This is a genomic window from Streptomyces sp. GL_148, assembly GCF_057834205.1.
In genome coordinates, this window is sequence record NZ_CM174396.1 from 1574559 (window position 1) to 1599624 (window position 25066).

Genomic DNA, 25066 nt, shown 5'->3' on the forward strand with positions numbered 1-25066 from the left:
CACCAACAATGTTCGCCTCAGATCCTACCGGGACGCCGTTACAGCCCCGCGCGCACCATGTCGACGAAGTACGCGTGGACCCGGTCGTCGCCCGTGAGCTCCGGGTGGAAGGAGGTGGCGAGGACATTGCCCTGGCGTACGGCGACGGTGTGGCCGTCGTACGTGGCGAGCACCTCGACGGCGCCGCCGACGGACTCGACCCAGGGAGCGCGGATGAAGACGCCCTCGACGGGGCCGCCCTCGATGCCCGCGAAGTCGACCTGCGCCTCGAAGGACTCGTTCTGCCGGCCGAAGGCGTTGCGGCGCACGATCATGTCGATGCCGCCCAGGGTCTCCTGGTCCTCACGGCCGTCCAGCAGCTTGTCGGCGAGCATGATCATGCCGGCGCAGGTGCCGTAGACCGGCATCCCGGCCCGCACGCGCTCGCGCAGCGGCTCCAGCATGCCGAACAGCACGGCGAGCTTCGACATGGTCGTGGACTCGCCGCCGGGGATCACCAGGGCGTCGACCTCGGCGAGCTCCTCGGGACGCCGGACCGGCCTGGCCACGGCGTCAGCCGAGGCCAGGGCGATCAGGTGCTCCCGTACGTCGCCCTGCAGTGCCAGGACACCAATCACGGGGGTGGTCATGGTGATGACTACCAGCCGCGGTTGGCGTAGCGCTCGGACTCGGGGAGGGTGTCGCAGTTGATGCCGACCATGGCCTCGCCCAGGTTGCGGGAAGCGTCCGCGATGATCTTCGGGTCGTCGTAGAAGGTGGTGGCCTTCACGATGGCGGCGGCGCGCTTGGCCGGGTCGCCCGACTTGAAGATGCCGGAGCCGACGAAGACGCCCTCGGCACCGAGCTGGCGCATCAGCGCGGCGTCGGCCGGGGTGGCGACGCCACCGGCGGAGAACAGCACGACCGGGAGCTTGCCGAGCTCGGCGACTTCCTTGACGAGCTCGTACGGGGCGCGCAGCTCCTTGGCGGCGGCGAACAGCTCGTTGTTGTCGTAGCCGCGCAGGCGGGCGATCTCGTTCTTGATCTGACGCAGGTGGCGGACGGCCTCGACCACGTTGCCCGTGCCGGCCTCGCCCTTCGAGCGGATCATGGCCGCGCCCTCGGCGATGCGGCGCAGGGCCTCGCCCAGGTTGGTGGCGCCACAGACGAAGGGGGTGGTGAACGCCCACTTGTCGGAGTGGTTGACCTCGTCGGCCGGGGTCAGGACCTCGGACTCGTCGATGTAGTCGACGCCGAGGGACTGGAGCACCTGGGCCTCGACGAAGTGGCCGATGCGGGACTTCGCCATGACCGGGATGGAGACGGCCTCGATGATCTCTTCGATCATGTTCGGGTCGGACATCCGGGCGACGCCGCCGTCCTTGCGGATGTCGGCGGGAACCCGCTCCAGGGCCATGACGGCCACGGCGCCGGCGTCCTCGGCGATCTTCGCCTGCTCGGCGTTGACCACATCCATGATCACGCCGCCCTTGAGCTGCTCGGCCATGCCGCGCTTGACGCGGGAGGTGCCGATCGCCGACTCAGCGGACTGCGGGGTGGAGGGAAGCGTGCTCACGGATTGACCTCACTCGAAAGGAAGATTCAGGCGCTACTGGCGACCGCCAGGGCGACCTGGATTTACGACCTGGTGGTACTGGACCGAGGAAACCTTCTGGACCAGTCCACGGCAAGGGCCAATGTGCAGCCGGTGGCTCCTTGCGATTTGGCCATTGGGTACAAGTTACGGCCGCTCGGCCAGATCCACCGGAGGCTCGTCGTCCATCTCGAAGGCCAGCGGGAACGGCGCGTGGCCCGCAAGCCGGAACCAGCGGACCTTGCGGTGCCGGCGCAGGGCCCGGGCCGCGCGTACGGCGTCGTTGAGGAACCGCCGTGCCATCGGTACCCGGCGGACCGCCGCAGCGAGCTCCTCGGCGGCCTCCGCGCCACCCGGGGCGGCCTTGAGCACGTCGACCTGTTCCACGTCGGCGAAGACGGCGCGCAGCGCCTGGCTGAGCTCGCTCTCGGCGACCTCGCGGTGCTCCTCCTCCGCCTGGCGCGCCGCGTGCGCGGCCTCGTACAGGACGAGGGCCGAGGCGGGGTCCAGCACCCCGGAGGTCGCGACCTCCACCACCACGGAGGCCCTGCGGACGAGCTGCGCGTCGAGGCCGGCGCGGGCGGCGTCCATCCGGGAGTGCAACCGGTCGAGACGGCCGGCGGTCCAACTGAGGTACACCCCGACGAGGCCGAGGCCGAGGGCAATCCAGACAAGGGTTTCGATCACGGGCGGCGACTTTACCTCTCAACCAATCGCCCCCGGCCTCCTCCCTCGCACGAGCCAGCGGTCGACCGCCTTCTCGATCTCCCACGGCTCGGGCACCCGGGGTGTCCCGGTGCTCCAGGATGCGCACCCGGCCGCCAGTTTGTCGGCCAGCTCCCGGCTGAGCGTGCGCCGCTCGTCATCGTCCTGCGTCGTGGCGATGCGCTGACCCCAGCGCGCCGTGTCGACCACTGCGGACTTCACCGCCTCGTAGGCGGCGTAGTAGTCGAGATCGGCCCGCCACCTGGTACGGCACTCGGCCGGCGCCGACCGCTCCCATCCCTCCGTCACCGTGCGCCGCTCGGCGGGTGTGTAGGACATCTTGTGCAGGTGGTCGGCGAGGTCGTACACGGGATCGCCCCACAGGGCGAGCTCCCAGTCCAGAAAGACCACCCGCCCTTCGTCGGTAAGGATCATGTTCTTCCGGTGGATGTCCGCGTGCAGCAGCCGGAAGCTGCGCCCGGCCATCTCCCTTGCCCGGTCGCCGAGTGGGCCGCAGGGGTCCCGGGGGACCCCGAGCTCCTCGTACAAGCCCTGGAGTCCCTCGCCCCCCCTGCTCCGGATCTCACGCACCAGGGCGAGCAGACGCTCGGCGAAACCCCTCGAATCCCGGTCCGACGGCCAGTCCGGGGGTAGGGCGGGCAGCGAGGACTGCGGTACGCGCAGCAGCTCCGCGAAGAACCCTTCGACGCGCTTCAGGACGACCTCGGGAAGCGGCTCGCCGTCCGGGGCGATTTCGTCCGCCCTGCAGCCCGCGACGAAGCCGTGGATCTGGAAATCGGGGTCGGTTCCCGCGTAGAGCAGGCGCGGGGCGGACGGCACACGAGGGCCGATCGCCTCCAGCACCTCAGCCTCCGGCCAGAGCGTCAGGTCCATGGCATCGGAGTCGCCCGCCTTGATCCGGACGATGACGGGACCGGTATCGGTCTCCACCCGCACGTTCCGGTTGTAGTACCCGGACAGGGCGGTACCCCACGTACGGGCCTCTTCGTACAGGGCGACGGCGTCCATCACTATCCCTCCCACCAGGCGGCCAGGCTGAGCGCAACCCGCTCGGGGGTCAGATCCGGAGGCGATCCCCATACCCGGCGGGCCGCGTTCACCTTCTTGGCCAGGCGGCCGATGAGGAAGTCCCGCTCGGGTTGGGCTGCCGCCCTGAGCTGCTTCGAGTAGCGGACCGTGTCGACGATCGCCGACTTGATCCTCTCGTGCGCCACGTAGAGATCGAGGTCGTCGAGCGGTCCATCAGTGAACCGCGGCTGCAGTCTGTCCCGCCATCGGGCGAGCACCGCGGCCCGCTGGTCCTCGGGGTAGTCCATCTTGTGGAAGTGGATCCCGATCTCGTACATCGGGTCTCCCCACAGGGCGAGTTCCCAGTCGAGGAACCAGGTTGCCCCGTCGGCCACGATCATGTTCTTACGGTGGAGATCGGCGTGGAGCACGGCGAACGGGCGCGGTGTGAGAGTGCCCCACAGCGGTTCGACCACCGCCAGCGGATCATCTGGAATGCCGAGTTCCGCGAATACGTCCCCGTACTCGCTCACGTACGTCGAGTGGACCTCCTGTGTGAGACCGGCCAGCAGGCGTCCGAATCCGGGGCTGTCGCCCGACACGGGCCAGTGGGCGGGTACCTTGGGCGCCTTCTCCTGAGGGATGCGCGCCAGCTGGTCCATCAGCGTGACCACGTCGTCCAGGACGTTGACGGGGACGGAACTCCCCCGGGGCGAGAAGCTGTCCAGAACGGGACCCTCGATGAAGTGGTGCACCTGGAAGCGGGGGTCCTCGGACACGTGCCTCAGCTCCGGCACCCTGCCCACGTAGGGGCGGATGGAGTTGAGGACCTCCTCCTCCCGCCACAGACGCAGGTCCATGACGTCGGCGGCCGCCAGCGGAATGCGCACGTTGACCTTGCCGTCGGGCGTCCGCACACCCACGTTCCGGTTGTAGTACCCGGCAGCGGACTCCGTCGCCGCGAGCGCGCGGTCGTAGAGCTCCAGCCACGTCACGAGGCCACCTCAATGAACATCGACAGGACGTCCTCCGTCCGCTGTTCGAGTTCCGCCGCCGTACCCGGCAGCTGGAGTGTGGGGCGGGCCCGCTCGGCCAGCGCCGCGATCTCCTGGTTCGCCAGGCCGATCCGTTCGGATACGCGATGGATGGCCAGGATCAGCGAAGGATAGACCTGACAGGCCTCGAACTCGCGGGCCGCGTGGAGCAGGAGCTCCCGTGTCGCCTCGCGCTCCCCCTGCTGCAGAAGCAGGAACGCCCGGAACATGTCGGCCCTGGCCCGGCCGGACCGGTAGCCGGCCCGGTCGAGGGCGGCGTTGGCGTTCATGAAGGAGTGGTGCGCCCTGTCCAGCTGACCCAGTCGGATCTGAGCGATGCCCATGGCCGTGTAGACCTTCCCGATCTCGTGTTGGGCGCCGAGGTCGCGTTGCACCTCGAGGGCCGCGCCCGCCTCCCTGACGGCCGCCTCGGGATCCGTGAAGGCGAGCAGCTCCGCCCGGTTCGTGCGGATGTTGGCCAGGCCCATGACGGCACCGCCGGCCCGGTACTCCGCCTCCGCCTGGGCCATGAGCTCCTCCGCGCGGCCGAAGTCCATCAGGAACCGGTGTCCGAGGTGCATCAGGCGCTTCAGGTCGCCCCGGAGCACCCGCTCGTCGGGGGAGGACCTCCCGTGGACCTCCTCGGCCAGGGCGAAGGCCCCCTCGAAGTCGCCTTGCCACATCCGGATGTCCGCCACGCACAGGCCCGCGGAGGTCCGTGCCTCACCGTCGTGTTCCTCCCAGACCTTCTCGAAGATGCTCGCGGCCAGGCGGCTCTCGCCTGCAATGCGCCGTGCGTTGGCCCCGGCCAGCGCCAGCCGCGCCGAGACCACCGACCGCAGGGGGACCTCACGCACCGGCGTGAGAGCTATCGCCGCGCTCGTGTCTCCGAGCTCCAGCCTGGACTCGGCGTCGAGGCAGTCGGCGGCGTCCCTGATGCCGGCGAGGGTCTCCGGGGCCGTGTACACGCCGTCGGCTGCCCCCAGGTAGTCCCTCAGATCCTTGACCATGCCGTCGACCGCCTGCCGACTGCTCATGCCGATGGCGCGGTCGGCATGCTTGAGGATCTGCTCGGGGGACAGGTTCCCGGCGTGCAGGCCGTGGTAGGCCGCCTCGCGCAGGGGGGAGGAGCGGGCGACACCCACGCTCTCCACGCCAGCCTCCATCCGATCGGCAAGGCCCTCCCAATGGTGCCGCAGTACGGCGTGGACATGACGCTTGACCGCCGGGGAAAGATGCCCCTGAAGCGCCGCGATCATCAGCTGATGCAGCCGGAACCAGCCCTGTGACAGTGGATACGCGAAGGAGTAGGCGGTCAGCGATTCCCAGGTCAGTAGGTTCGTCGGCAGATCGAAGTCGCGGCCGATGGTCCGGAACACTTCCAGGTCGAAGGTCCGCGCGATGCTGAGCAGCTCCAGGATCCGGACCTCGTCGGGTGCCACGTGCTGGAGGAACCGCTGGACGATCTCCTCCGACGTCCCCGCGTCCTCCATCCGGCCGGAGTTCTGCACGTGGGTGTCCACGGCGAGATGGAGGTAGAAGGGAACCCCCGCGCTGGCCTCGGCTATGGACCGCTGCCGCGGGAGTTCGGTGATCCCCGCCTGGGCCAGCAGGTCGAGCCGGGCCGCCATCGGCAGGCCCCCGACCCGGGCCTTGCGGATCACGGTCTCCCACTCCCTGTCATAGGCCGCCCAGGGCAGAGCCTCCCTGCTCGCCAGCACGGTCAGCCCGCCGTGCAGCTGCCCGAGCAGATCGCGCACCCAGGCATCGGTGGCGAAACTGCGTCCTCCCGGCAGCGGTGTGGGCACCATGGCCTCGTAGGCGTCCACGTACAGGACGTACCGCCGGTCCACGGCCGACTCGCCCATCTCCTCCGCGAACAGGTACGTCACCGCGTGGCCCAGTTCGGCGTTCGAAAGGCCGTCGAGCTCCCGGAGGGTCTGGTCCGCCTCGATCCGGTGCCGGCGCTGCCGGTTGGCCATCGCCCGTCCTGTGAGCCGAACGAGCCCCGCAGCCGTACCGATGACCGGCAGGCCCATCGCCTCGTCCAGGACCTGCGACAGGATCTCGCTCTCCTCGGCGAAGGGCGTGTTCCCCCGGTCCATCTGCAGTTGAGGGTGCACGCGCTGCCAGAGGACCGCGTAGGCGATGTCGAAGCGGTCGAACTTCACGCCCTGCGCCCCGAACTCCGTGCGCAGGACGGCCAGGGCGTCCTCCTGCTGCCGGAGCGTGGGCAGCTGCAGATCCAGCCTGGCCGTCCGGAAGGAATCCGGCGTGCGCTGGCGCAGCTCCTGGAGCAGCCGCGATTTCCCGATCCCCCCGACGCCTACGAGGTTGAGGATCCGGGGCCGCGAGGAAATCCCCCGCAGCTCCTCGTCGTACGTGGCGAGAAGTCCCTCACGATTGAAGAACTGCCGCTGTAATGCCGAAACCCGTCGGTAACGTGGCCTGATGGACATGGCGACTCCCCCTGATACCCCTGCGGTACCGAGGCGAGATTACCCACACTCCGCGAGCACATACCGGGCGGCTTTGCACACCGAACAGCCTTGTCTCGCACCTGAGTTCGTTCGGCACGGCGGAAGACTGGCGCCGGGACCGGCGGGGCGCCGCCCGGTCCCGGCTAGCCGCGAGTCAGGCCCAGGCGCGCCCGGAGGCCGATCCGCTCGTCCTCGGCTACCGCCGTCGCGCCGTCCGTGACCGTTTCGTAGACGGCCAGGATGTCCGCCGCCACCGTCGACCAGTCGAAGCGGCGTACGTGGGCCGAGCCGCGGGTGCTCAGTTCCGCGCGCCGTGCGGGGTCGCGCAGGAGGGCGATCGCCGATGCCGCCAGGGAGTCGGGGTCCTCGTTCGAGAACAGCTCCCCCGCCGCCCCCTGGTCCAGGACCTGCGCGAAGGCGTCGAGGTCGGCGGCCAGGACGGCCGCCCCGGCCGAGAGTGCCTCGACCAGGATGATGCCGAAGCTCTCGCCGCCCGTGTTCGGGGCCACGTACACGTCGACGCTGCGCAGCAGCCGCGCCTTGTCCTCGTCCGAGACCATGCCGAGGAACTCGACCCGCGAGCGGAGTTCGGGCGGCAGGGAGGCGACCGCCTCCTCCTCGTCGCCGCGGCCCGCCACGAGGAGGCGTACGTCCGGGCATTCCGCCACGATGCGGGGGAAGGCCGCCATCAGGACCGGCAGGCCCTTGCGCGGTTCGTCGATCCGCCCGATGAAGCCGAGCGTCTGGCCCGACCAGGCCGGGTTCGGGTCGGCCTTGGCGAAGAAGTCCACGTCCACGCCGTTCGGGATGACCACCGCGTCCCCGCCTAGGTGCTCGACCAGCGTGCGCCGCGCGTACTCGCTCACCGCGATCCGGGCGCTGATCTTCTCCAGCGCCGGCTGCAGGATCGGGTACGCCGCGAGCATCGCCCGGGAGCGCGGGTTGGAGGTGTGGAAGGTGGCCACGATCGGGCCCTGCGCCGCCCAGCAGGTCAGCAGGCCCAGCGAGGGGGCGGTCGGCTCGTGGATGTGGACCACGTCGAAGACCCCGTCGTGCAGCCAGCGCCGTACGCGGGCCGCCGACAGGAAGCCGAAGTTGAGCCGGGCCACCGAGCCGTTGTACGGCACCGGCACCGCCCGCCCCGCCGACACCACGTAGGGGGGCAGGCCGGTGTCGTCGTCCGACGGGGCCAGGACGGACACCTCGTGGCCGAGGCCGATCAGGTGTTCCGCGAGGTCCCGGATGTGGAACTGGACCCCGCCGGGGACGTCCCAGGAGTACGGGCAGACGATGCCGATCTTCACGCGGGGTGCTCCTCGGGCCGGCCGGCGGTCTCCAGATCGTCGATCCACAGCCGCTGGAGCATGTGCCAGTCCTGCGGGTGTGCGGCGATGCCCTCGGCGAAGGCGTCGGCGAGCGCCTGCGTCATGACGGCGGTCTTCTCCTGCCGGGTGCCCGTCCCGGGCACTTCCACCGGGCCGTGGATCCGGCCGTACATCTTCGGCGCGTCCCCGTAGTACAGGGTGGCCGGGAGCAGGACCGCGCCCGTCTGCTGGGCCAGCAGGGCGGGCCCGGCGGGCATCCGTGCGGCCGAGCCGAAGAAGTCCACTTCCACCCCGGATTCCGACAGGTCCCGGTCCGCGACCAGGCAGACCAGCCCGCCGGAGCGCAGCCGCCGCGCGAGCGTGCCGAAGGCGGCGCCGCCGTTGTGCGGGAGGACCTCCATGCCCAGGCTCTCGCGGTAGGCGACGAAGCGGTCGTAGAGGGTCTCCGGCTTGAGCCGCTCGGCGACCGTGGTGAAGGGGACTCCGATGTGGGTGACGGCCCAGGCACCGGCGAGGTCCCAGTTGGCCAGGTGCGGGAGGGCCACCACCACTCCGCGGCCGGAGGCCAGGGCCTCGCGCAGGATGTGGTCGTCCTTCATCTGCACGTCGGCGCTGAAGCGTTCCTTGGCCATGGTCGGCAGGCGGAAGGACTCCATCCAGTACCGCATGTAGGAGCGCATGCCCTCGTGCGACAGCTCGCGCAGCCGCTCGGGCGTCGCGTCCGGCACCACCCGGGCCAGGTTCGACTCCAGGCGCAGCACGCTCTTGCCGCGCCGCTTCCAGGCGAAGTCCGCGATCCGCCGCCCGAGGGCCGCCGCGGCCGGCTCGGGCAGCTTCTTGACCCCGGCCCAGCCGAGCCCGTAGAGCCCGTCGACCAGCTTGTCCTGTGCCTTGCCCATCAGGGCGTACCGCCTTCGGAGGGAGCACCCGCGGCAGCGGCGGCGTCGGCCTCGGCCGATTCGCGCCGTACGGTCACCACGCGCTGGATCAGGGTCACGAGCGAGCCCGCCGCGACCACCCACAGCGCGATCGGCAGCAGCAGGCCGATCCACGAGGGGACGCCGAAGGTCTCCAGGCCGGACAGACCGGCCGCGACCAGCGTGATCACCAGGCGTTCGGCGCGCTCGATGAGCCCGTTGACGGCCACCGGCAGTCCGATCGACTCGCCGCGGGCCTTGGTGTACGAGACCACCTGGCCGCTGGCCAGGCAGAAGATGGCGACCGCGCAGAGCGCGTTGTTGTTCCCGGAACCCGCGTACCAGAGCGCGAGTCCGCCGAAGATCGCCGCGTCCGCCACCCGGTCGAGGGTGGAGTCGAGGAACGCGCCCCACCGGCTGGAGACGCCGGCCTGGCGGGCCATGTTCCCGTCCACCAGGTCGGAGAAGACGAAGAGCGTGATGGTGATCGTGCCCCAGAAGAGCTCGCCCATGGGGAAGAAGACCAGGGCTCCGGCCACCACTCCGGCCGTGCCGATGAGGGTGACCGCGTCGGGACTCACTCCCATCCGGAGCAGAAAAGCGGCGAATGGCGTGAGAACACGCGTGAAGAATGCACGCGCGTACTTGTTCAGCATGGCCTTCCCGGAGGGTCGCTGGGCCGCACGGCCACCACGGCCACCGGCTGGCCCATCGTAGCCAGGGCCCCGGGCCATCGGCGCCGCGCACCCACCGGTTCACACGACGCGGGCCGTTCTCGGGCCGTTCGCCACGTTCCGGAGGCCTCCCCCGGGCCCGTTTCCGGGCATGTTTCCGGGCACGTTTCCGGACAGCTTCCCGGGCGCCGTCCCCCGGCCCGCTTCCGGCCGCCTCCCCCGGCGCCTCCGGTACGACGTATGGACGCGGTGTGACGGCAGTGCAAAGCTCGAAGGAGCCCATTTCCCCTCCAATCGGGAGGCACGAGCATCGTGGGAGCCGCATCACACCAATCCGGAGCCGCCGGCAGAGCACCGACGGCCGACCGCCCGGCCTCCGTACGGAACGTCGTGCTGGTCGGCCACAGCGGATCAGGCAAGACCACTCTGGTCGAAGCACTGGCCCTGACCGCCGGCGCCGTGAACCGGGCCGGGCGCGTCGAGGACGGCGCCACCGTCTCCGACTACGACGAGATCGAGCACCGCCGCCAGCGCTCCATCCAGCTCTCCCTGGTCCCCGTGGAGTGGGCCGGAATCAAGATCAACATCTTGGACACCCCCGGTTACGCCGACTTCGTCGGAGAGCTCCGGGCCGGACTGCGCGCCGCCGACGCGGCCCTCTTCGTGGTCTCGGCGGCCGAGGACGGCGACGGGCTCTCCGGAGCCACCAGGATGGTCTGGGACGAATGCGCCGCCGTCGGCATGCCGCGCGCCATCGTCGTGACCCACCTGGAAGCCGCCCGCGCCGACTACACGCAGATGACCACGGTGTGCGGCGACGCCTTCGGAGCGGACGACCCCGACGCCGTGCGCCCGCTCTACCTGCCCCTGCACGGCCCCGCCGGCCCCGCCGGCCACGCCCCGGTGGCCGGACTGCTCGGGCTGCTCTCCCAGCGCGTCTACGACTACACCTCCGGCGACCGCGTCGAACGCGACCCGGACCCCGGCGAGCTCGCCCTGATCACCGACGCCCGCGCCCGGCTGATCGAGGGGATCATCGCCGAGAGCGAGGACGAGACCCTCATGGACCGCTATCTCGGCGGCGAGGACATCGACCTCAAGACCCTGGTCGACGACCTGGAGCGCGCCGTGGCCCGCGGCACCTTCCACCCCGTCCTGATGGCGGCTCCCGCCGCCGACGGCGCCCGCAAGGGCCTGGGCACCGTAGAGCTCCTCGAACTGATCACCGGGGGCTTCCCCACCCCCCTGGAGCGCGCGCCCGTCGGCGTCACCACCCCCGACGGCGAGGCCCGCCCCGCGGTCACCTGCGATCCCGACGGGCCGCTCGTCGCCGAGGTGGTGAAGACCTCCTCCGACCCCTACGTCGGCCGCGTCTCGCTCGTCCGCGTCTTCTCCGGCACCCTGCGCCCCGACGAGACCGTCCACGTGAGCGGGCACGGGCTGACCGACCGGGGACATGAGGACCATGACGTCGACGAGCGCATCGGCGCCCTGACCTCCCCCTTCGGCAAACAGCAGCGCACCCTCTCCCACTGCATCGCCGGCGACCTGGCCTGCGTGGCCAAACTCACCCGCGCCGAGACCGGCGACACCCTCTCCGCCAAGGACGGCCCCCTCCTGATGGAGGCCTGGTCCATGCCCGACCCGCTGCTCCCCCTCGCCATCGAGGCCCACAGCAAGCCCGACGAGGACAAGCTCTCCCAGGGCCTGGCGCGGCTGGTCGCCGAGGACCCGACCATGCGGCTCGAACAGAACCCGCACACCCGCCAGCTCGTCCTGTGGTGCCTCGGCGAGGCCCATCAGGACCTCGCCCTCGAACGGCTGCGCACCCGGTACGGGGTCCAGGTCGACCCGGTTCCGCACAAGGTCAGCCTCCGCGAGACCTTCGGCGCCAAGGCCGGCGGCCGCGGGCGGCACGTCAAACAGTCCGGCGGGCACGGCCAGTTCGCCATCTGCGAGATCGAGGTCGAGCCGCTGCCCCCCGGCAGCGGCATCGAGTTCGTCGACAAGGTCGTCGGCGGAGCCGTGCCGCGCCAGTTCATCCCGTCCGTGGAGAAGGGGGTCCGCGCGCAGGCCGCCCGGGGGCTCGCCGCCGGCTACCCGCTGGTCGACGTACGCATCACCCTGCTCGACGGCAAGGCCCACTCGGTGGACTCCTCCGACGCCGCCTTCCAGACCGCGGGCGCCCTCGCACTGCGCGAAGCCGCCGCCGGGGCCTCGGTCCGGCTCCTCGAGCCGGTCGCCGAGCTCGCCGTACTGGTTCCCGACGAGTACGTCGGCCCCGTCATGAGCGACCTCGCCGGCCGCCGGGGCCGCGTCGTCGGCACCGACGCGGCGGGCACCGGCCGCACCCGGGTCCTCGCCGAGATCCCCGAGATCGAGATCGGCCGGTACGCCGTCGAGCTGCGCTCCGTGTCGCACGGCACGGGGCTGTTCAGCCGTACGTACGCGCGCCACGAGCCGATGCCGCCACAGATAGCGGACAAGCTACGCGAACAGATCGAGAAGGGAAGTCAACTGACATAGCGTCACTCCGGCCGCCCATCCAACCCGCTTGCGGTGGGCGGCATTTACCTGTCCCATGACCACGGGGAGGAATCGGCCGATAGGCTCGTCCGCGCGTGAGGCGGGCAGACCGAACGGGTAGACCAAGCAGGTAAGCCGAACGGACCGAACGGACAGACCGAACGGACAGACCGAGCGGGCAGGCCAAGCGCGCGGGGCGGGACCGCCGCACCGGGAACACCACCCGGAGCGGGCGGCATCGCGGGCAGGCCCGCACACGAGGCACACGAGTACGACGCACAGCGATGGGGGCAGCGGTGGCGGACGACGGATTCGACTTCAGGCCCGGGGCACAGATCCCACTCCAGGGCGGCGGCGGCCAGACCGCCGCGACCAACGCCCTCGCCTCCGCCGCCTACCGGGACGGCGGCCGCGACACCAAGCTGGAAGAGATACTCAAGGCCAACAACGAGTATCACGAGTCCGTCGTCAAACCGGCCAAGGTGTCCCTGCTCGCCCCCAACCTCGGCGAGGCCTTCTGCCGCGCCGTCGAGGCCCGCACCATCCCGCCCACCCGCAAGCCCCTCATCCAGTCCTTCGGCGCCGACCCGCAGACCGTCGTCGAGCACTGCCTGGCCGCCTCCCGCATCCGCAAGGAGCGCGACCGCAAGCTCCGTCTGATCATGCTCGTCTGCGGGGTCGTGTTCCTCCCCGGCCTGCTGCTGTGGCTCGGCCTGTTCTGGGCCCGCAAGGCCCTGGCGGCCTCGGAGGCCAAGCGGGCTTCCTGGATGGGCACGGCGCTCCTGGTCGGCGTGGGCGTGGTGGTCGCCGTCCTCATGTTCCGGCTCCCGGTGACCGGCGTCCTCGGCATCTACGTCCGCGCCATGGTCATCGCCCCGGTCGCCGGCTGGTTCCTCGCCCGCCGGCTCTGTGAGGCCACCGCCGAAGACCTGCGCTCCCGCTGGGACGGGCTCCTCGCGGGCGGCGGCGGGGTGGCCGCCAAGATCCCGGAGGCCGTCCCCGGCAACCCCGACGAGAAGGCCCGCGAGGACCTGCGCCACTCCCTGGCCAAGCTCACCGCCGAGGACCGCAGCAATGCCGTCTTCTACGCGGGCCCCAAGGGCATACTCGGCATGGGCACGCGCTGGGGCAGCTGGCAGATGGCCGAGGAGCTCGCCCCCAAGAACGAGGGCTCAGAGATCCACCCGTTCCGCAGCTGGGACGTCATACGCGCCATCGACACCCAGCTGCGCAAGCTGGAGCGCGGTCCCCTGCACACCGGCGGCCTCCCGCCCGCCTCGATCCAGCACTGGGTCGTCTCCCCGGTCGGCGAGGGCGCCAAGGAAGTGACCCGCCCCAGCGGAGCGGACGTGGACACCTTCCTGGTCAAGACGCACGAGATCACCCGGATCTGCAACGAGCAGCAGTTCAGCGCCGGCAACCGGCACTACCTCGGCATCCAGTACCCGCTCTGGGACGGCCAGCTCGTGATCACCATGCTGGTCACGGTCACCGTGCTCTACAAGACCCTGCGCGTGGAGGTCACCGGGCACGCGCTCGGCCCGGTGCACGGCCTGTTCACCACCAAATCGGCGGCGCCGGTGGACGAGGTCGCCAAATCCGTACGCTTCTGGGAAACCGTGGAGCTCAAGCGGCCCGTGGTCGACACGAGCGAGGTCGTACGCCTCACCGTGCGCGCGCCCTTCACCTGGTACCCGCCGCTCCTGGACTTCCTGGGCGGCAAGCTCGTCCTCCCGGAGCCCTTCGGCGTCCGCCACGTCTGGGCCGGCCAGCCGTGGCGCCACCGCTTCATGGCGGACGACGCGATGCGCGCCGCGACCCCGGTCCTGCGGGCGGTGCACACCGCCGCGATGCGGGTCCTGGAGGAGAACGGGGTCGACACCGAACGCTTCACCAACCGCTCGATGATCGTCAGCGGTCTGGTCCAGGACGCCGCACCGCGCAAGGCGGACGTCTACGACGCCTAGGCGACGGCCTGGGCCCCGGCCCACCGGCCGGGGCCCAGCAGGCTCCGGCCGGTGGAAATCAGCCGGTGGTCTCAGCCGGTGGTCTCAGCCGGTGGGCCAGGAATCGGCGAGCATCTGGCGGGTGTCCGCGAGCAGTTGGGGCAGCACCTTGGTGTGACCGACGACCGGCATGAAGTTCGTGTCCCCGCCCCAGCGGGGCACGATGTGCTGGTGCAGGTGCGCGGCGATGCCCGCGCCGGCGGCCTGGCCCTGGTTCATGCCGATGTTGAACCCGTGCGCACCGGAGGCCTTGCGCAGCGCGACCATCGCCCGCTTCGTGAGGTCGGCGAGTTCAAGGGTCTCGGCGCCGTCCAGGTCCGTGTAATCGGCGACGTGCCGGTACGGCACGACCATCAGGTGGCCGCCGTTGTACGGGTAGAGGTTCAGCACGGCGTACACGTGCTTGCCCCGGGCCACGACCAGCCCGTCCTGGTCCGACATCTCCGGAATCCCGCAGAAGGGACAGCCGTCCCCGGCCTCCGGCCCGGTCGGCTTGTTCTCCCCCTGGATGTAGGCCATCCGGTGGGGCGTCCACAGACGCTGGAACGCGTCCTGCGTGCCCACACCGATCTGCTGCTCCGGCTCAATCGTCATGGGATGCAGCATATGACCTTGTCCCCGAGCGGCGTGTCGCCGGGGCGAACACCGGTGGGCGGGACGCGATGCTGAGCCCATGAACGATGCACCCGAGACCGGTGATCAGGCCTGGGAGCGCCGGACCGAGCTGCCGCTGTTCTACGCCTCCCTGCTCTTCCTCGTCGGCTACGCGACCTCCGTGCCGGCCTACCGGGCCCACCCGCTGTGGCGGGACATCGGCCTCGGCCTGATCGCGCTGACCTGGGTCTGCTTCATCGTGGACTACGTGGCCAGGCGGGCGGTCTGGCGCTGCTGGGCGCGGTGACGGGCTCGTTCTCCTCCTGGATGCTCCAGGTGTTCCGGCGCCAGGACGAGGAGGAACCCCCGGGGACCTGAGGTCCCCGGGGACTCCGGGCCGTCACGCGGCGGTCACCGCAGTCAGACGGTCACGGTGGTCACGACGGTCACGGCCGCCGTCGCGGTCACACCTGGACGCGGCGCTCCACGACGTCCACGAGCTTCGCCAGCGCCTGGTCGCGCGGGACGCCGTTCTCCTGCGAGCCGTCGCGGTAGCGGAAGGAGACGGTTCCCGCGGCCATGTCCTCGTCACCGACGATGATCATGAAGGGGACCTTCAGCTTCTGCTGGTTGCGGATCTTCTTCTGCATCCGGTCGGAGGAGGCGTCCACCTCGACGCGCAGGCCCTTCTTCTTCGCCTCGGCGGCGAACTCCTGCAGGTACTCGATGTGCGAGTCGCCGATCGGGATGCCGACCGCCTGGACCGGGGCGAGCCACGGCGGCATGACGCCCGCGTAGTGCTCCAGCAGGACGGCGAAGAACCGCTCGATGGAACCGAACAGCGCACGGTGGATCATGACCGGCCGCTGCTTGGTGCCGTCCGGGCCGGTGTACTCCAGGTTGAAGCGCTCCGGCAGGTTGAAGTCGAGCTGCACGGTCGACATCTGCCAGGTGCGGCCGATCGCGTCACGGCACTGGACCGAGATCTTCGGGCCGTAGAACGCGGCGCCGCCCGGGTCCGGGACCAGGGGCAGACCCTGCTTCTCGGCGACCTGCTGGAGGGTGGCGGTGGCCTCCTCCCAGATCTCGTCCGAGCCGACGAACTTCTCCGGGTCCTTGGTCGACAGCTCCAGGTAGAAGTCGGTCAGGCCGTAGTCACGGAGCAGGTTCAGCACGAAGGTCAGCGTGCGGTCGAGCTCCTCCGCCATCTGCTCCTTGGTGCAGTAGATGTGCGCGTCGTCCTGGGTGAAACCGCGCGAGCGGGTCAGGCCGTGCACCACGCCGGACTTCTCGTACCGGTACACGGTTCCGAACTCGAAGAGGCGCAGCGGCAGTTCGCGGTAGGAGCGGCCTCGCGCATCGAAGATCAGGTTGTGCATCGGGCAGTTCATGGGCTTGAGGTAGTAGTCGGTACCACCGTCGAGCTGCATGGGGGGGTACATGCCCTCCGCGTACCAGTCCAGGTGGCCGCTCTTCTCGAAGAGGGTGCCCTTGGTGGCGTGCGGGGTGTAGACGAACTCGTAGCCCTCTTCCTCGTGCCGCTTGCGGCTGTAGTCCTCCATCGTGCGGCGGATGACGCCGCCGCGCGGGTGGAAAACGGCCAGGCCGGAGCCGATCTCGTCCTGTACGGAGAACAGGTCGAGCTCGGTGCCGAGCTTGCGGTGGTCGCGCTTCTCGGCCTCCACGAGGAAGTCGAGGTGGGCCTTCAGCTCCTCCTTCGACGGCCACGCGGTGCCGTAGATGCGCTGGAGCATCGGGTTCTTCTCGCTGCCGCGCCAGTAGGCGGCGGCGTTGCGCATGAGCTTGAACGCGGGGATGTTGCGGGTGGTGGGCAGGTGGGGACCGCGGCAGAGGTCCTTCCAGCACAGGTCGCCGGTCTTGGCGTCGAAGTTGTCGTAGATGGTCAGCTCGCCGCCGCCCACCTCGACGTTCGCGCCGTCGTCGGTCGACGCCGAACCCTTGATGCCGATGAGTTCCAGCTTGTAGGGCTCGTCCGCGAGCTCCTCGCGGGCGGCCTCGTCGGTGACGACGCGGCGGGCGAAGCGCTGGCCGCGCTTCTGGATCTCCTGCATCTTCTTCTCGATGGCCTTGAGGTCATCGGGGGTGAAGGGCCTCGCGACGTCGAAGTCGTAGTAGAAGCCGTCGCGGACCGGCGGGCCGATGCCCAGCTTGGCCTCGGGGAACAGCTCCTGCACGGCCTGCGCCATGACGTGGGCGGTCGAGTGGCGCAGGATGTCCAGGCCGTCCGGGGAGGAGATCTCCACGGGCTCGACGGTCTCGCCGTCCTGCACCTCGTACGCGAGGTCCTTCAGCTCACCTGCGATGCGCGCGGCGACGATGGTGCGCTCGCCGGCGAAGAGCTCTGCCGCCGTAGTGCCCGTGGCCACCACGCGCTCGTCCCGCTCGGAATCGCGTTGGATGAACACACGGACGTCTGACACCGGTCTCTCCTGACTCAGGGGGTGCGCGAGCGAACACTGCGCGCCTGAATCGTACCGAGCGGATGGGCTGCGCTGCTAAACGGTTAAGGCCGGCCCCCGCCGGGCCGCGCGGGCGCGGGCCCGACCCGACCCTGCGGAGCCGTCCACGCGGCGGCCCGTCAGTCGTCCGACGGCAGTACGTCCCCGGCGTCGAGGGACTCGTCCAGTGACTTCATCAACCGGTCCCGCTCGACCTCGTCCAGCGGCACCGGCCGGACATCCGCGGCGTCCGTCAGGCGACGGAAACCCCCGCGGCGCTGGAGGCTGCCGCTGACCCGGATCGGGAGTCCGACCAGGTGTGCGTGGCCCGCCACCCGGTACGACTCCTCGTCGAGCACCACGCGGACGTACGGGATCTCCGCCCCGGCGAGGACCCGCAGCCGGACCGTGCCCCCGCCGCCCGGGGCCGAGCGGCGCATCCGGACCACCGAGCCCGCCACCCGGACCGGGACCGCCGGCTCGTCCCGCGTGTAGCGCGCGGCCGCCTCCCGGAGCACCGGGAGGTCGCCGGGCGAGAACTCCACCGGCTCCGGCCGGGCCGCGCACCCCGCCGGGACCCCCGCCGCCGGGGCCCACGCGAGGGCCACCCGGGCTCCCTCCGAGCCGTGGACCAGCGAGATGAGCGCCTCGGCCAGCTCCCGGCTGACCCCGGCCTCGACCGCCGCGTCGAAGGCTTCCATGCCGCCGGTGGCCCGCTGGTAGTCCACGGCCTCGCGGGCGGCGTGCAGCGCGTGGTGGAGCCGGGTCACGGTGCCCCGGCCCCCGTCGACGGGGACGTACGCGGTCAGCCGCCGGCCGCCCGGAGCCGGGCCGACCAGGACCCCGTCCAGCGCCCGCTCCGCCTGGCCGCGGTGCCGGGCTCCGTAGTAGCCGGCCCGTGCCCGGTCGGCCAGGGCCCCGGCGAGGAGCAGCTGGCGGGCGGCCGAGCGGAGCTGTTCCTGGACCGTCCAGTCGGCCTCGCCGTGGAGTCCGTAGGCCCCGCGCGGGATCTCGCGGTCCCAGCGGATCTCGTCGCTCGGCACGCTGAGCCCGTACAGCACCTCGCGGGCCGACGGCAGCGCGCTGCGCGAGAGCGCGGTGAGCGCCTCTTCGAGCAGGTCGGCGCAGTCGGGGAAGGCCCGGCTCTCGGGGACGAGGAGGCTGGTGCCGCCGCTGCCGGTGGCGTACGGGGCGGGCGGCGTCCAGCGCCCGTACCGTCCGGCGGCGCCGCCGCGGCGCAGCCAGCCGTGCCGGTGCAGCAGGGCGCCGAGCACAAGCGGATCGACCTGCGCGGGATCGGGGGTGCCCGCGGCGAACTCCGGTGGGGAGAGCGGCTCCAGGTGCGGTGACTGCCAGTTCATCAAGGTGTCCCTCCCGACCCGACCCGGGTCATGATCTCGCAGAGCGCCCGGTCGTCGAAGATCCGCGTGGTCGGGATCCGTACGGTGGTCCGGCGCCGGCCGGTCACGGGGTGCCCGGCGAGATTGGTCCAGTAGCAGCAGTGCCGCAGGTCGAGCCGGTCGTGCCCGGCGCTCAGCCATTGGTCGCGTTCCCGCGGTACGAGCATCACGACGAGGATCTTGTGCACGGCGACCGGGGTGCGGGCCAGCTTCACCAGGTGCTCGTTGTCGAGGGTGAAGCCGAAGGTGGGCCCGGCCGGTCTGGGCGGTATCTGGTAGGTCGCCTTGAGCTGGACCTTGATGGTCACCTCGTCGTCGACGACGTGCTCGGGGGCGCCGTGGCTGACGTGCCAGTCGATGCCGTTGTCGGGAAAGGGCTGGGACAGCGAGCAGCCCGCCGCGGCGACGACGGCGTGCAGGTATCCCACCTGGAGGGTCTCCATGCAGGCGGTGGTGGCGAGCGTGCCGCGCAGCGGTCCGCTCCGCGGGTCGGTCCGCGGATCGATCTGCCCCGCGAGCACCCCGCCCGGTTCGGGCTGCGCGAGCGCCATGGCCGGCTCCCCATGCCTTCCGGGCTGTCCCCGTTTCACGCGGCCGTGTCAGGCCGCGTCAGGTGCGTGTCAGGGTGTCGGGGTTGACGACCGGTCATGTGTGCGGTCCCCCAGTTGAGTTGTCTCCGCAGTCGGCGGCCCGCAAACGGCGTACGGGGCAAAGAGCCCGGGTATCACCGTTTCGGGCAAGGGTGGCGGGGCCTGGGGCGCGGTGCCCGGGTGGGGCCATCTGCCGACGGGTGACGAGGAGTTCGCCATGACACGCTGGTACGAGGGCCCGCTGGCCGCATTCGACACGGAGACGACCGGGGTGGACGTGGAACGGGACCGCATCGTGTCCGCCGCGCTCATCGTGCAGGAGTGCGCGGGCGGCCGGATCCGTTCGACGCGCTGGCTGGTCAATCCCGGCATCCCGGTACCCCCGGGGGCCACGGAAGTGCACGGTCTGACCGACGATCACCTCCAGCGCAACGGGCGGTGGCCCGCGCCGGTGGTGGAGGAGATAGCCCGCGCGCTCGGTGAGCAGCAGCTGGCGGGCCGGCCGGTGGTGGTGATGAACGCGCCGTTCGATCTGACGCTGCTGGACCGGGAGTTGCGCCGGCACCGGGCGTCCTCACTGGCCCGGTACCTGGACAACCGGCCGCTGACGGTGCTGGATCCGCGGGTGCTGGACAAGCATCTGGACCGCTACCGCAAGGGGCGCCGGACGCTGACGGATCTGTGCGCGCACTACGGGATAGAGCTGGAGGGCGCCCATGACGCGGGTGCGGACGCGCTGGCGTCCCTGGAGCTCGTACGGGCCGTGGGGCGCCGGTTCGCGGCCCGGCTGGAGCGGCTGTCGCCGGCGGAGCTGCACACGCTCCAGCAGGTGTGGCACGCGGCCCAGGCGCGGGGACTGCAGGCGTGGTTCGCCCGGCAGGGCACGCCGGAGCCGGTGGATCCGCACTGGCCGCTGCGGCCGGAGCTGCCCGCGGCGGCGTGAGCCGGTCCCGGTGCGGACGGGGTCCGTACATGCGGAAGGCCGGTCCGTCATAAGACGGACCGGCCTGTCCCGGTGGGCGATACTGGGATCGAACCAGTGACCCCTTCGGTGTGAACGAAGTGCTCTCCCGCTGAGCTAATCGCCCGGGAACGGTGTGAACAATACAGAAGGCCCGGGGCTGGTTCAAACCGCTTCCGGCCGGACCGCCAGATGTGCGGCGAGCCCGCGCCGTCCGGCCCGCATCATCAGGGTGTGGTTGAGCCGGAACACCGGCCGCCCGGGGAACGCGAGCAGCCGCATGAGCGGGCGGTGCACCTCGACCTCCTGCTCGTACAGGGCCCGCGTGCCGCCGGACCGCGGTCGTACGGTCCAGCGCGCCCAGCCCTCCAGGTCGCCGAGCAGGGCGACCTCCAGGATGCCGCGCGCGGGGTCCCGCAGGAGTTCGGCCGCGCTCACGCGCAGGGTGTACGGGAGGGCGGAGCGGATGACGGCGGTGCCGCTGCTCCCGTCGGCGGCGGGGGCGACGGCGCGGATCTGGGGCCACCACAGGGGGTAGGACTCGGGGCGTTCCAGGGCGGCGTAGACGCGGTCGGGCTCCGCGTCGAGGTCCCACACGCTGCGGAAGCGGTAACGGGTCCACCGGTCACCGGGGTTGGCGCGGGCGGCACGGCTGCTGCCCGGCGCGGCGCTGCGGCTGCTTCGGTCCATGTCTCCAGTCTTGCGCGCGGCGGGGGCGCACACCGGGTACTCAGCCGGAGCTCACCCGGAGATGAGTACGCGCACCCATGTCCTGACGGGGTGACGGGCACCACACTCCGAACCATGAACAACCCCCTGCCGCCGGCCGAGGAGCTCGTGCTCATCGACCGCGAACTGATCCAACTCGACGCCCGGCGCCACTTCCTGCTGACGCGCCGCGCATGGCTGCTGGCCGCTCAGGCCCCCCACGCGTGGGGTTCGACGGCCCGGCCGAAGGCGTCCGCGCAGGCCACGGAGGCCTCGGCCCCGAGTGCGCAGAACGTACTGCTGGCCCTGGGCGCGGTGCTGCTGGCGGTCGCGGCGCTGGCGTTCACGCTGGTCAGCTGGGGCTCCCTCGGGATCGCCGGGCGCAGCGCGGTGCTCGCCGTGGTGACGGCGGCGGCGCTGGGCGCTCCGGTGGCGCTGCTGCGCCGGGGGCTGCGCTCGACCGCCGAGGCGGTGGCCGCCGTCGGCCTGTTGCTGACGGTGCTGGACGCGTACGCGCTGTACGCCTCTCGCATGCCGGAGGTGGACGGCACGGCGTACGCGGCGGGTGCGGCGGCGGTACTGGCCGCGGGGTGGGCCGCGTACGGCTGGACGCCGGCCGCGCGGGCGCTGCGGGCCCCCTTGCCCGCGGCGCTGCTGACGGCGCAGCTCCCGTTGCCGCTGGCGGCGCTGGCCGGCGGGGCGACGGGGCCGGAGCTGGGCTGGGCGCTGCTGGTGACGGCCGCCCTGGACGCGGGGCTCGCGCTGCTCCGGCCGGGGCGCTGGTCCTCCTGGGCGGCGGCTGCGGGCTCGGTGGCGGGCGGGGCTGCGCTGCTGACGGGTCTGGCGGAGTCGGTGGCGGCGGAATCGGCGGGGGCGGCACTGAGCCCGTCGGCGCTGCTGGCGGCGGTCGCCGTGGTGGCGCTGGCGGTGGCCTGGCGCAGCGCCCGGATGCCGGTGGCGTTCGCCGTGGCGGGTGCCCTCGCGGCGGTGGCGGCGCTGGGTGGCCTGGCCGCTCCGGAGCTGCGCCCGCCCTGGGCCGCGGTCGGGTACCTGGTGGTGGCCCTGCTCCTGCTGGGGGCGCTACGGGTCTCCGCGCTCCCGGAGCCGGTCCGGCGCGGCCTCGCCCTGGCCGGTGCGGGGGTGGCCGTCCTGGAGGCGGTGACCGCGGTGACATGGGTGGCGACGGTGCTGGTCGGCCGGCTGCGGGTGCTGGAGGAGATCTGGTCGGCGACGACCCCCGCTGCGACTCCCGCTGCGGCGGCCGGGAACGGCCCGGGGCTCGCTCCGCTGGTGGCGCTGCTGCTGACGGCCGGGGCCGCGTGGTGGCTGGTCCGGGTGCTCCCGGGGCGCCGGGAGCCGGGGGTGGCGGCGGTGGTCCTGGGATGGGCGGCGCTGTTCACGGCGCCCGCGGTGCTGGACCTTGCCCCGGGCGCGGTCTTCGCGGCCCAGCTCGCGGTGACGCTGGCGGCGGGTGCGCTCGCGCTGCGGTCAGGGGCGGCGGCGGCCGGTGCCTCCGTGGGCGGCGGCAGCCCGACGGGCACGACACCCGGCGGCGACGGCACCCCCGCGGACGCCGGTCGCGGCCTCGTGGGGATCGCCGCGGGCGCCTGCGCGCTGGCAGGGGCCCTGAGCGTGTCCGTGGCGGCCCTGGACGGCCGACTGGCCACCTTCGGGGTGCTCGGCCTGCTGGGGGCCGCCGGCGCGGCGGGGGCGGCGTACCGGCCCGCTCCGGCGTGGGCCCGCGCGGGGGCGGCGGCGCTCGCCGTCGGGTACGCGGCGCTGCTCGCGGTGGCGCTGGGCGCACTGCTGGAGCGGCCGGTGGCCTGGTGGGCGCCGGCGGTGCTGGTGGTCCCGGCGGCGGTGGCGGCGCTCGGGCCGCGCCTCGGCCTCGTAAGGATCCCGGCGGAGACGGCGGCGGCCGCGGCGGGCCTCCTCGCGGTGGCCCTGGCCACCGGGGACGCGCCGGTGCTCTCCCTGGTCCTGGCGCTGGCCGGGGTGGTGTGCGCGGCGGCGGCGCTGCGGCCCGAGCGCCGGTCGGCGGCGGGCTGGCCCGCCGGGGCGCTGTTCCTCGCGGCGACCTGGGTACGGCTCGCGGCTTCGGAGGTGACGGTGCCCGAGGCGTACACCCTGCCGGTGACGGCGGCGGCGCTGGCCGTGGGATTCCTGCGGCGGCGCCGCGATCCGCTGGCCGGGTCCTGGACGGCGTACGGGCCGGGTCTGGCGGCGACCCTGCTGCCGAGCACCCTCGCAGTGTGGGGCGATCCGCACTGGCTGCGGCCGCTGCTGCTGGGGACGGCCGCGCTCGGGGTGACCCTGGCCGGTGCCCGCGGCCGGCTCAGCGCGCCGCTGCTGCTGGGCGGGGCGACGCTGGCGGCGGTGGCCCTGCACGAGCTCACACCGTACGTCGTCCAGGTGGTGGACGCGCTGCCGCGCTGGCTGCCGCCGGCCCTGGCGGGGGTGCTGCTGCTGGTGGTGGGGGCCACCTACGAGAAGCGGCTGCGCGACGCCCGCCGGCTGCGGGAGGCCATCGGCCGGCTGAGGTAGCCCGGCGGGCCGGAGCCGGAGCCGGAGCCGGGGGCCGGGGGCCGGACAGGTGAAAAAAGCCGGGAAACGCCAGAGGCCCGGAGACTGAAAGTCTCCGGGCCTCTGGTCCGGGTGGGCGATACTGGGTTCGAACCAGTGACCCCTTCGGTGTGAACGAAGTGCTCTCCCACTGAGCTAATCGCCCGGACGCACCGCAAACATTACCGCATGTCAGCGGTGCTCTCCGCCATGGTCGGGCGGGCTCACTCCACCTCGCGGTTCCAGGGCAGCACGAGCCCGTACTTCCACAGGTAGAAGCCGATCAGGACGCCCGCGATCACGAGCCCGACGCTGGTCAGGGTGATGTTGCGGCGGCGGACCTTCGGGTCCAGGGCCTTCTGGGCGGCTTCGCTGACCTTGCGCTTGGTCCAGCGCAGGGCGAAGTGGGCCCAGGCGAATTCCGTGGCCCAGATCGCGAGGCCCGCGAAGATCGCCACCCAGCCCGGCCCGGGCAGGACCAGCATGGCGACGCCTGCGCCGATGACGGCGAGGCCGACGACGAAGACGCCGACCTGCCAGCTCAGGTGCAGGCTCCGGCGGGCCTTGATGAAGGCCGGTGCCTTGGAGACGTGCGGCGCCTCCTCGGCGGCGTTGGGCCCCGTCGCGGATTCGGACGCCGCCCCGGTGGTGGATTCGGCTGCGGACTCGGATGCGGACTCGTTGGTCTCGCGGTCACTCCCCGTGTTCATGAGGTCGAATCTACCGGAGGTCCCAGCACACGTGAATGGTCGTTTGGATCCGCCGTCCGAGGGACCCAGAGGTCCGCAAAACGGTCAGAGGGGTTTACAACGGCACCGTAGGTGGCATGTCGATTTCGCCGACGTGCGAATCCCCGAGCGCACACTGAGCGAAAGGCCCTGGCGCTTATGAACACCACGGTCAGCTGCGAGCTGCACCTGCGCCTCGTTGTGTCGAGCGAGTCCTCACTGCCTGTTCCCGCGGGCCTGCGGTATGACACGGCCGATCCCTACGCCGTGCACGCCACCTTCCACACCGGCGCCGAGGAGACGGTCGAATGGGTATTCGCCCGCGACCTCCTCGCCGAGGGTCTTCACCGGCCCACCGGTACCGGCGACGTCCGTGTCTGGCCGTCCCGCAGTCACGGTCAGGGAGTCGTCTGCATCGCCCTGAGCTCACCGGAGGGAGAAGCGCTGCTCGAAGCACCCGCCCGAGCACTGGAGTCGTTCCTCAAGCGGACGGACGCCGCGGTTCCACCAGGAACCGAACACCGGCACTTCGACCTCGACAAGGAGCTCTCCCACATCCTGGCCGAATCCTGAGCCAGGCCTACAGAGGGAACCCTCCCCCGGCTGAGTCCGGGGGCCGTACGACACCGTCCGACTCGGGGCGACGGTGCACGGCGGACAACCACATACGGAAGTGCCGGCGCTGTTCACGCGGAAGCCACCCGCGCGGACGGCGCCGGTGCGCTTGGGGGGCGACCCGCTAGAGTCGGCCAGCGGCGGCGGCAGCAGACCGTCACCGCAGGCCCGGCCCTCCAG

Annotated in this window: 21 protein-coding genes, 2 tRNA genes and 1 pseudogene; 7 read left to right on the top strand and 17 right to left on the bottom strand. The window is 71.8% G+C overall.

The annotated features are described in order from the left end of the window. Positions 1-38: 38 nt before the first annotated feature. The 9 genes from pdxT to pgsA all read right to left on the bottom strand — a co-directional run bounded on the left by pdxT (position 39) and on the right by pgsA (position 9719). Entirely contained in the window at positions 39-629 is a 591-nt protein-coding gene (pdxT, locus tag AC3IYI_RS07170) for a pyridoxal 5'-phosphate synthase glutaminase subunit PdxT (protein WP_489366566.1), read from the bottom strand. Positions 630-637: 8 nt separating this feature from the next. Next, the gene (gene pdxS / locus AC3IYI_RS07175) at positions 638-1555 is read right to left on the bottom strand and encodes a pyridoxal 5'-phosphate synthase lyase subunit PdxS (protein ID WP_030294529.1); all 918 of its coding nucleotides are present in this window, start codon (positions 1553-1555) and stop codon (positions 638-640) included. A 165-nt stretch (positions 1556-1720) separates the two neighbouring features. After that, positions 1721-2260, bottom strand: a complete 540-nt coding sequence (locus tag AC3IYI_RS07180; RefSeq protein WP_489409397.1) for a LemA family protein — start codon at positions 2258-2260, stop codon at positions 1721-1723. An 18-nt stretch (positions 2261-2278) separates the two neighbouring features. Beyond that, complete coding sequence (locus AC3IYI_RS07185) at positions 2279-3307, bottom strand: aminoglycoside phosphotransferase family protein (RefSeq protein WP_489409398.1); 1029 nt, start codon at positions 3305-3307, stop codon at positions 2279-2281. Positions 3308-3309: 2 nt separating this feature from the next. After that, positions 3310-4302 (bottom strand): phosphotransferase family protein, encoded by a 993-nt coding sequence (locus tag AC3IYI_RS07190; RefSeq protein WP_489409399.1) that lies wholly within the window; start codon positions 4300-4302, stop codon positions 3310-3312. Then, on the bottom strand, positions 4299-6800 hold the full coding sequence (locus tag AC3IYI_RS07195) for a hypothetical protein (RefSeq protein ID WP_489409400.1): 2502 nt from the start codon (positions 6798-6800) through the stop codon (positions 4299-4301). The genes AC3IYI_RS07190 and AC3IYI_RS07195 overlap by 4 nt, the downstream gene beginning before the upstream one ends. A 164-nt stretch (positions 6801-6964) precedes the next feature. Then, positions 6965-8125 carry a glycosyltransferase family 4 protein gene (locus tag AC3IYI_RS07200; protein ID WP_489409401.1) on the bottom strand — a complete coding sequence of 387 codons (1161 nt, stop codon included), beginning with the start codon at positions 8123-8125 and terminating at the stop codon, positions 6965-6967. Then, positions 8122-9045, bottom strand: a complete 924-nt coding sequence (locus AC3IYI_RS07205) for a phosphatidylinositol mannoside acyltransferase (protein ID WP_489409402.1) — start codon at positions 9043-9045, stop codon at positions 8122-8124. The genes AC3IYI_RS07200 and AC3IYI_RS07205 overlap by 4 nt, the downstream gene beginning before the upstream one ends. Continuing rightward, positions 9045-9719 (bottom strand): phosphatidylinositol phosphate synthase, encoded by a 675-nt coding sequence (pgsA, locus tag AC3IYI_RS07210; RefSeq protein WP_489409403.1) that lies wholly within the window; start codon positions 9717-9719, stop codon positions 9045-9047. The genes AC3IYI_RS07205 and pgsA overlap by 1 nt, the downstream gene beginning before the upstream one ends. A gap of 330 nt (positions 9720-10049) precedes the next feature. Between pgsA and AC3IYI_RS07215 the strand changes: the two genes are divergently transcribed. Together AC3IYI_RS07215 and AC3IYI_RS07220 are read left to right on the top strand one after the other, a co-directional pair. Next, positions 10050-12263, top strand: coding sequence for an elongation factor G-like protein EF-G2 (locus tag AC3IYI_RS07215; protein ID WP_489409404.1), 2214 nt, complete (start codon positions 10050-10052; stop codon positions 12261-12263). A gap of 296 nt (positions 12264-12559) precedes the next feature. After that, a complete protein-coding gene (locus AC3IYI_RS07220; RefSeq protein WP_489409405.1) occupies positions 12560-14230 on the top strand; it encodes a hypothetical protein in 1671 nt (556 codons plus the stop codon). Between the two features lie 84 nt (positions 14231-14314). Here the strand turns inward: AC3IYI_RS07220 and AC3IYI_RS07225 are convergent, their stop codons facing one another. After that, the gene (locus AC3IYI_RS07225) at positions 14315-14875 is read right to left on the bottom strand and encodes an HIT family protein (protein WP_489409406.1); all 561 of its coding nucleotides are present in this window, start codon (positions 14873-14875) and stop codon (positions 14315-14317) included. Positions 14876-14942: 67 nt separating this feature from the next. Between AC3IYI_RS07225 and AC3IYI_RS07230 the strand changes: the two genes are divergently transcribed. Both AC3IYI_RS07230 and AC3IYI_RS07235 read left to right on the top strand, forming a co-directional pair. Beyond that, positions 14943-15170 carry a hypothetical protein gene (locus tag AC3IYI_RS07230; RefSeq protein WP_489411919.1) on the top strand — a complete coding sequence of 76 codons (228 nt, stop codon included), beginning with the start codon at positions 14943-14945 and terminating at the stop codon, positions 15168-15170. Beyond that, positions 15140-15241: pseudogene (locus tag AC3IYI_RS07235) on the top strand (potassium channel family protein); the annotation flags it as partial. The gene AC3IYI_RS07230 and the pseudogene AC3IYI_RS07235, both read left to right, overlap by 31 nt. 86 nt (positions 15242-15327) lie before the next feature. On the opposite strand, the gene thrS reads toward AC3IYI_RS07235, so the two are convergent. The 3 genes from thrS to AC3IYI_RS07250 all read right to left on the bottom strand — a co-directional run bounded on the left by thrS (position 15328) and on the right by AC3IYI_RS07250 (position 19273). Next, a complete protein-coding gene (gene thrS / locus AC3IYI_RS07240) occupies positions 15328-17304 on the bottom strand; it encodes a threonine--tRNA ligase (protein WP_489409407.1) in 1977 nt (658 codons plus the stop codon). A gap of 158 nt (positions 17305-17462) precedes the next feature. Next, positions 17463-18683, bottom strand: a complete 1221-nt coding sequence (locus AC3IYI_RS07245) for a hypothetical protein (protein ID WP_489409408.1) — start codon at positions 18681-18683, stop codon at positions 17463-17465. Beyond that, positions 18683-19273, bottom strand: a complete 591-nt coding sequence (locus AC3IYI_RS07250; RefSeq protein ID WP_243334223.1) for a DUF4365 domain-containing protein — start codon at positions 19271-19273, stop codon at positions 18683-18685. Before AC3IYI_RS07250 ends, AC3IYI_RS07245 begins: the two co-directional genes overlap by 1 nt. Positions 19274-19529: 256 nt before the next feature. Here AC3IYI_RS07250 and AC3IYI_RS07255 point away from each other — a divergent pair, with 256 nt between their 5' ends. After that, positions 19530-20255 carry a 3'-5' exonuclease gene (locus AC3IYI_RS07255; protein WP_489409409.1) on the top strand — a complete coding sequence of 242 codons (726 nt, stop codon included), beginning with the start codon at positions 19530-19532 and terminating at the stop codon, positions 20253-20255. 73 nt (positions 20256-20328) lie between these two features. Here AC3IYI_RS07255 and AC3IYI_RS07260 read toward each other — a convergent pair. Further along, a tRNA-Val gene (locus AC3IYI_RS07260) sits at positions 20329-20400 on the bottom strand. 38 nt (positions 20401-20438) lie between these two features. Further along, positions 20439-20963 (bottom strand): SRPBCC family protein, encoded by a 525-nt coding sequence (locus tag AC3IYI_RS07265; protein WP_489409410.1) that lies wholly within the window; start codon positions 20961-20963, stop codon positions 20439-20441. A gap of 114 nt (positions 20964-21077) precedes the next feature. Here AC3IYI_RS07265 and AC3IYI_RS07270 point away from each other — a divergent pair, with 114 nt between their 5' ends. Then, entirely contained in the window at positions 21078-23525 is a 2448-nt protein-coding gene (locus tag AC3IYI_RS07270) for an SCO7613 C-terminal domain-containing membrane protein (RefSeq protein ID WP_489409411.1), read from the top strand. A gap of 112 nt (positions 23526-23637) precedes the next feature. Here AC3IYI_RS07270 and AC3IYI_RS07275 read toward each other — a convergent pair. After that, a tRNA-Val gene (locus AC3IYI_RS07275) sits at positions 23638-23709 on the bottom strand. Positions 23710-23767: 58 nt separating this feature from the next. Then, positions 23768-24253, bottom strand: coding sequence for a TIGR02611 family protein (locus tag AC3IYI_RS07280; RefSeq protein ID WP_489409412.1), 486 nt, complete (start codon positions 24251-24253; stop codon positions 23768-23770). Positions 24254-24430: 177 nt separating this feature from the next. Here AC3IYI_RS07280 and AC3IYI_RS07285 point away from each other — a divergent pair, with 177 nt between their 5' ends. Beyond that, entirely contained in the window at positions 24431-24844 is a 414-nt protein-coding gene (locus AC3IYI_RS07285; protein ID WP_030011909.1) for an SsgA family sporulation/cell division regulator, read from the top strand. Positions 24845-25066 lie beyond the last annotated feature (222 nt).

Coding starts and splice junctions, on each gene's coding strand:
- pdxT (WP_489366566.1), bottom strand. CDS start 629: ATGACCACCCCCGTGATTGGTGTCCTGGCACTGCAGGGCGACGTACGG.
- AC3IYI_RS07185 (WP_489409398.1), bottom strand. CDS start 3,307: ATGGACGCCGTCGCCCTGTACGAAGAGGCCCGTACGTGGGGTACCGCC.
- AC3IYI_RS07195 (WP_489409400.1), bottom strand. CDS start 6,800: ATGTCCATCAGGCCACGTTACCGACGGGTTTCGGCATTACAGCGGCAG.
- AC3IYI_RS07205 (WP_489409402.1), bottom strand. CDS start 9,045: ATGGGCAAGGCACAGGACAAGCTGGTCGACGGGCTCTACGGGCTCGGC.
- pgsA (WP_489409403.1), bottom strand. CDS start 9,719: ATGCTGAACAAGTACGCGCGTGCATTCTTCACGCGTGTTCTCACGCCA.
- AC3IYI_RS07225 (WP_489409406.1), bottom strand. CDS start 14,875: ATGCTGCATCCCATGACGATTGAGCCGGAGCAGCAGATCGGTGTGGGC.
- AC3IYI_RS07230 (WP_489411919.1), top strand. CDS start 14,943: ATGAACGATGCACCCGAGACCGGTGATCAGGCCTGGGAGCGCCGGACC.
- AC3IYI_RS07245 (WP_489409408.1), bottom strand. CDS start 18,683: ATGAACTGGCAGTCACCGCACCTGGAGCCGCTCTCCCCACCGGAGTTC.
- AC3IYI_RS07250 (WP_243334223.1), bottom strand. CDS start 19,273: ATGGCGCTCGCGCAGCCCGAACCGGGCGGGGTGCTCGCGGGGCAGATC.
- AC3IYI_RS07255 (WP_489409409.1), top strand. CDS start 19,530: ATGACACGCTGGTACGAGGGCCCGCTGGCCGCATTCGACACGGAGACG.
- AC3IYI_RS07265 (WP_489409410.1), bottom strand. CDS start 20,963: ATGGACCGAAGCAGCCGCAGCGCCGCGCCGGGCAGCAGCCGTGCCGCC.
- AC3IYI_RS07270 (WP_489409411.1), top strand. CDS start 21,078: ATGAACAACCCCCTGCCGCCGGCCGAGGAGCTCGTGCTCATCGACCGC.
- AC3IYI_RS07280 (WP_489409412.1), bottom strand. CDS start 24,253: ATGAACACGGGGAGTGACCGCGAGACCAACGAGTCCGCATCCGAGTCC.
- AC3IYI_RS07285 (WP_030011909.1), top strand. CDS start 24,431: ATGAACACCACGGTCAGCTGCGAGCTGCACCTGCGCCTCGTTGTGTCG.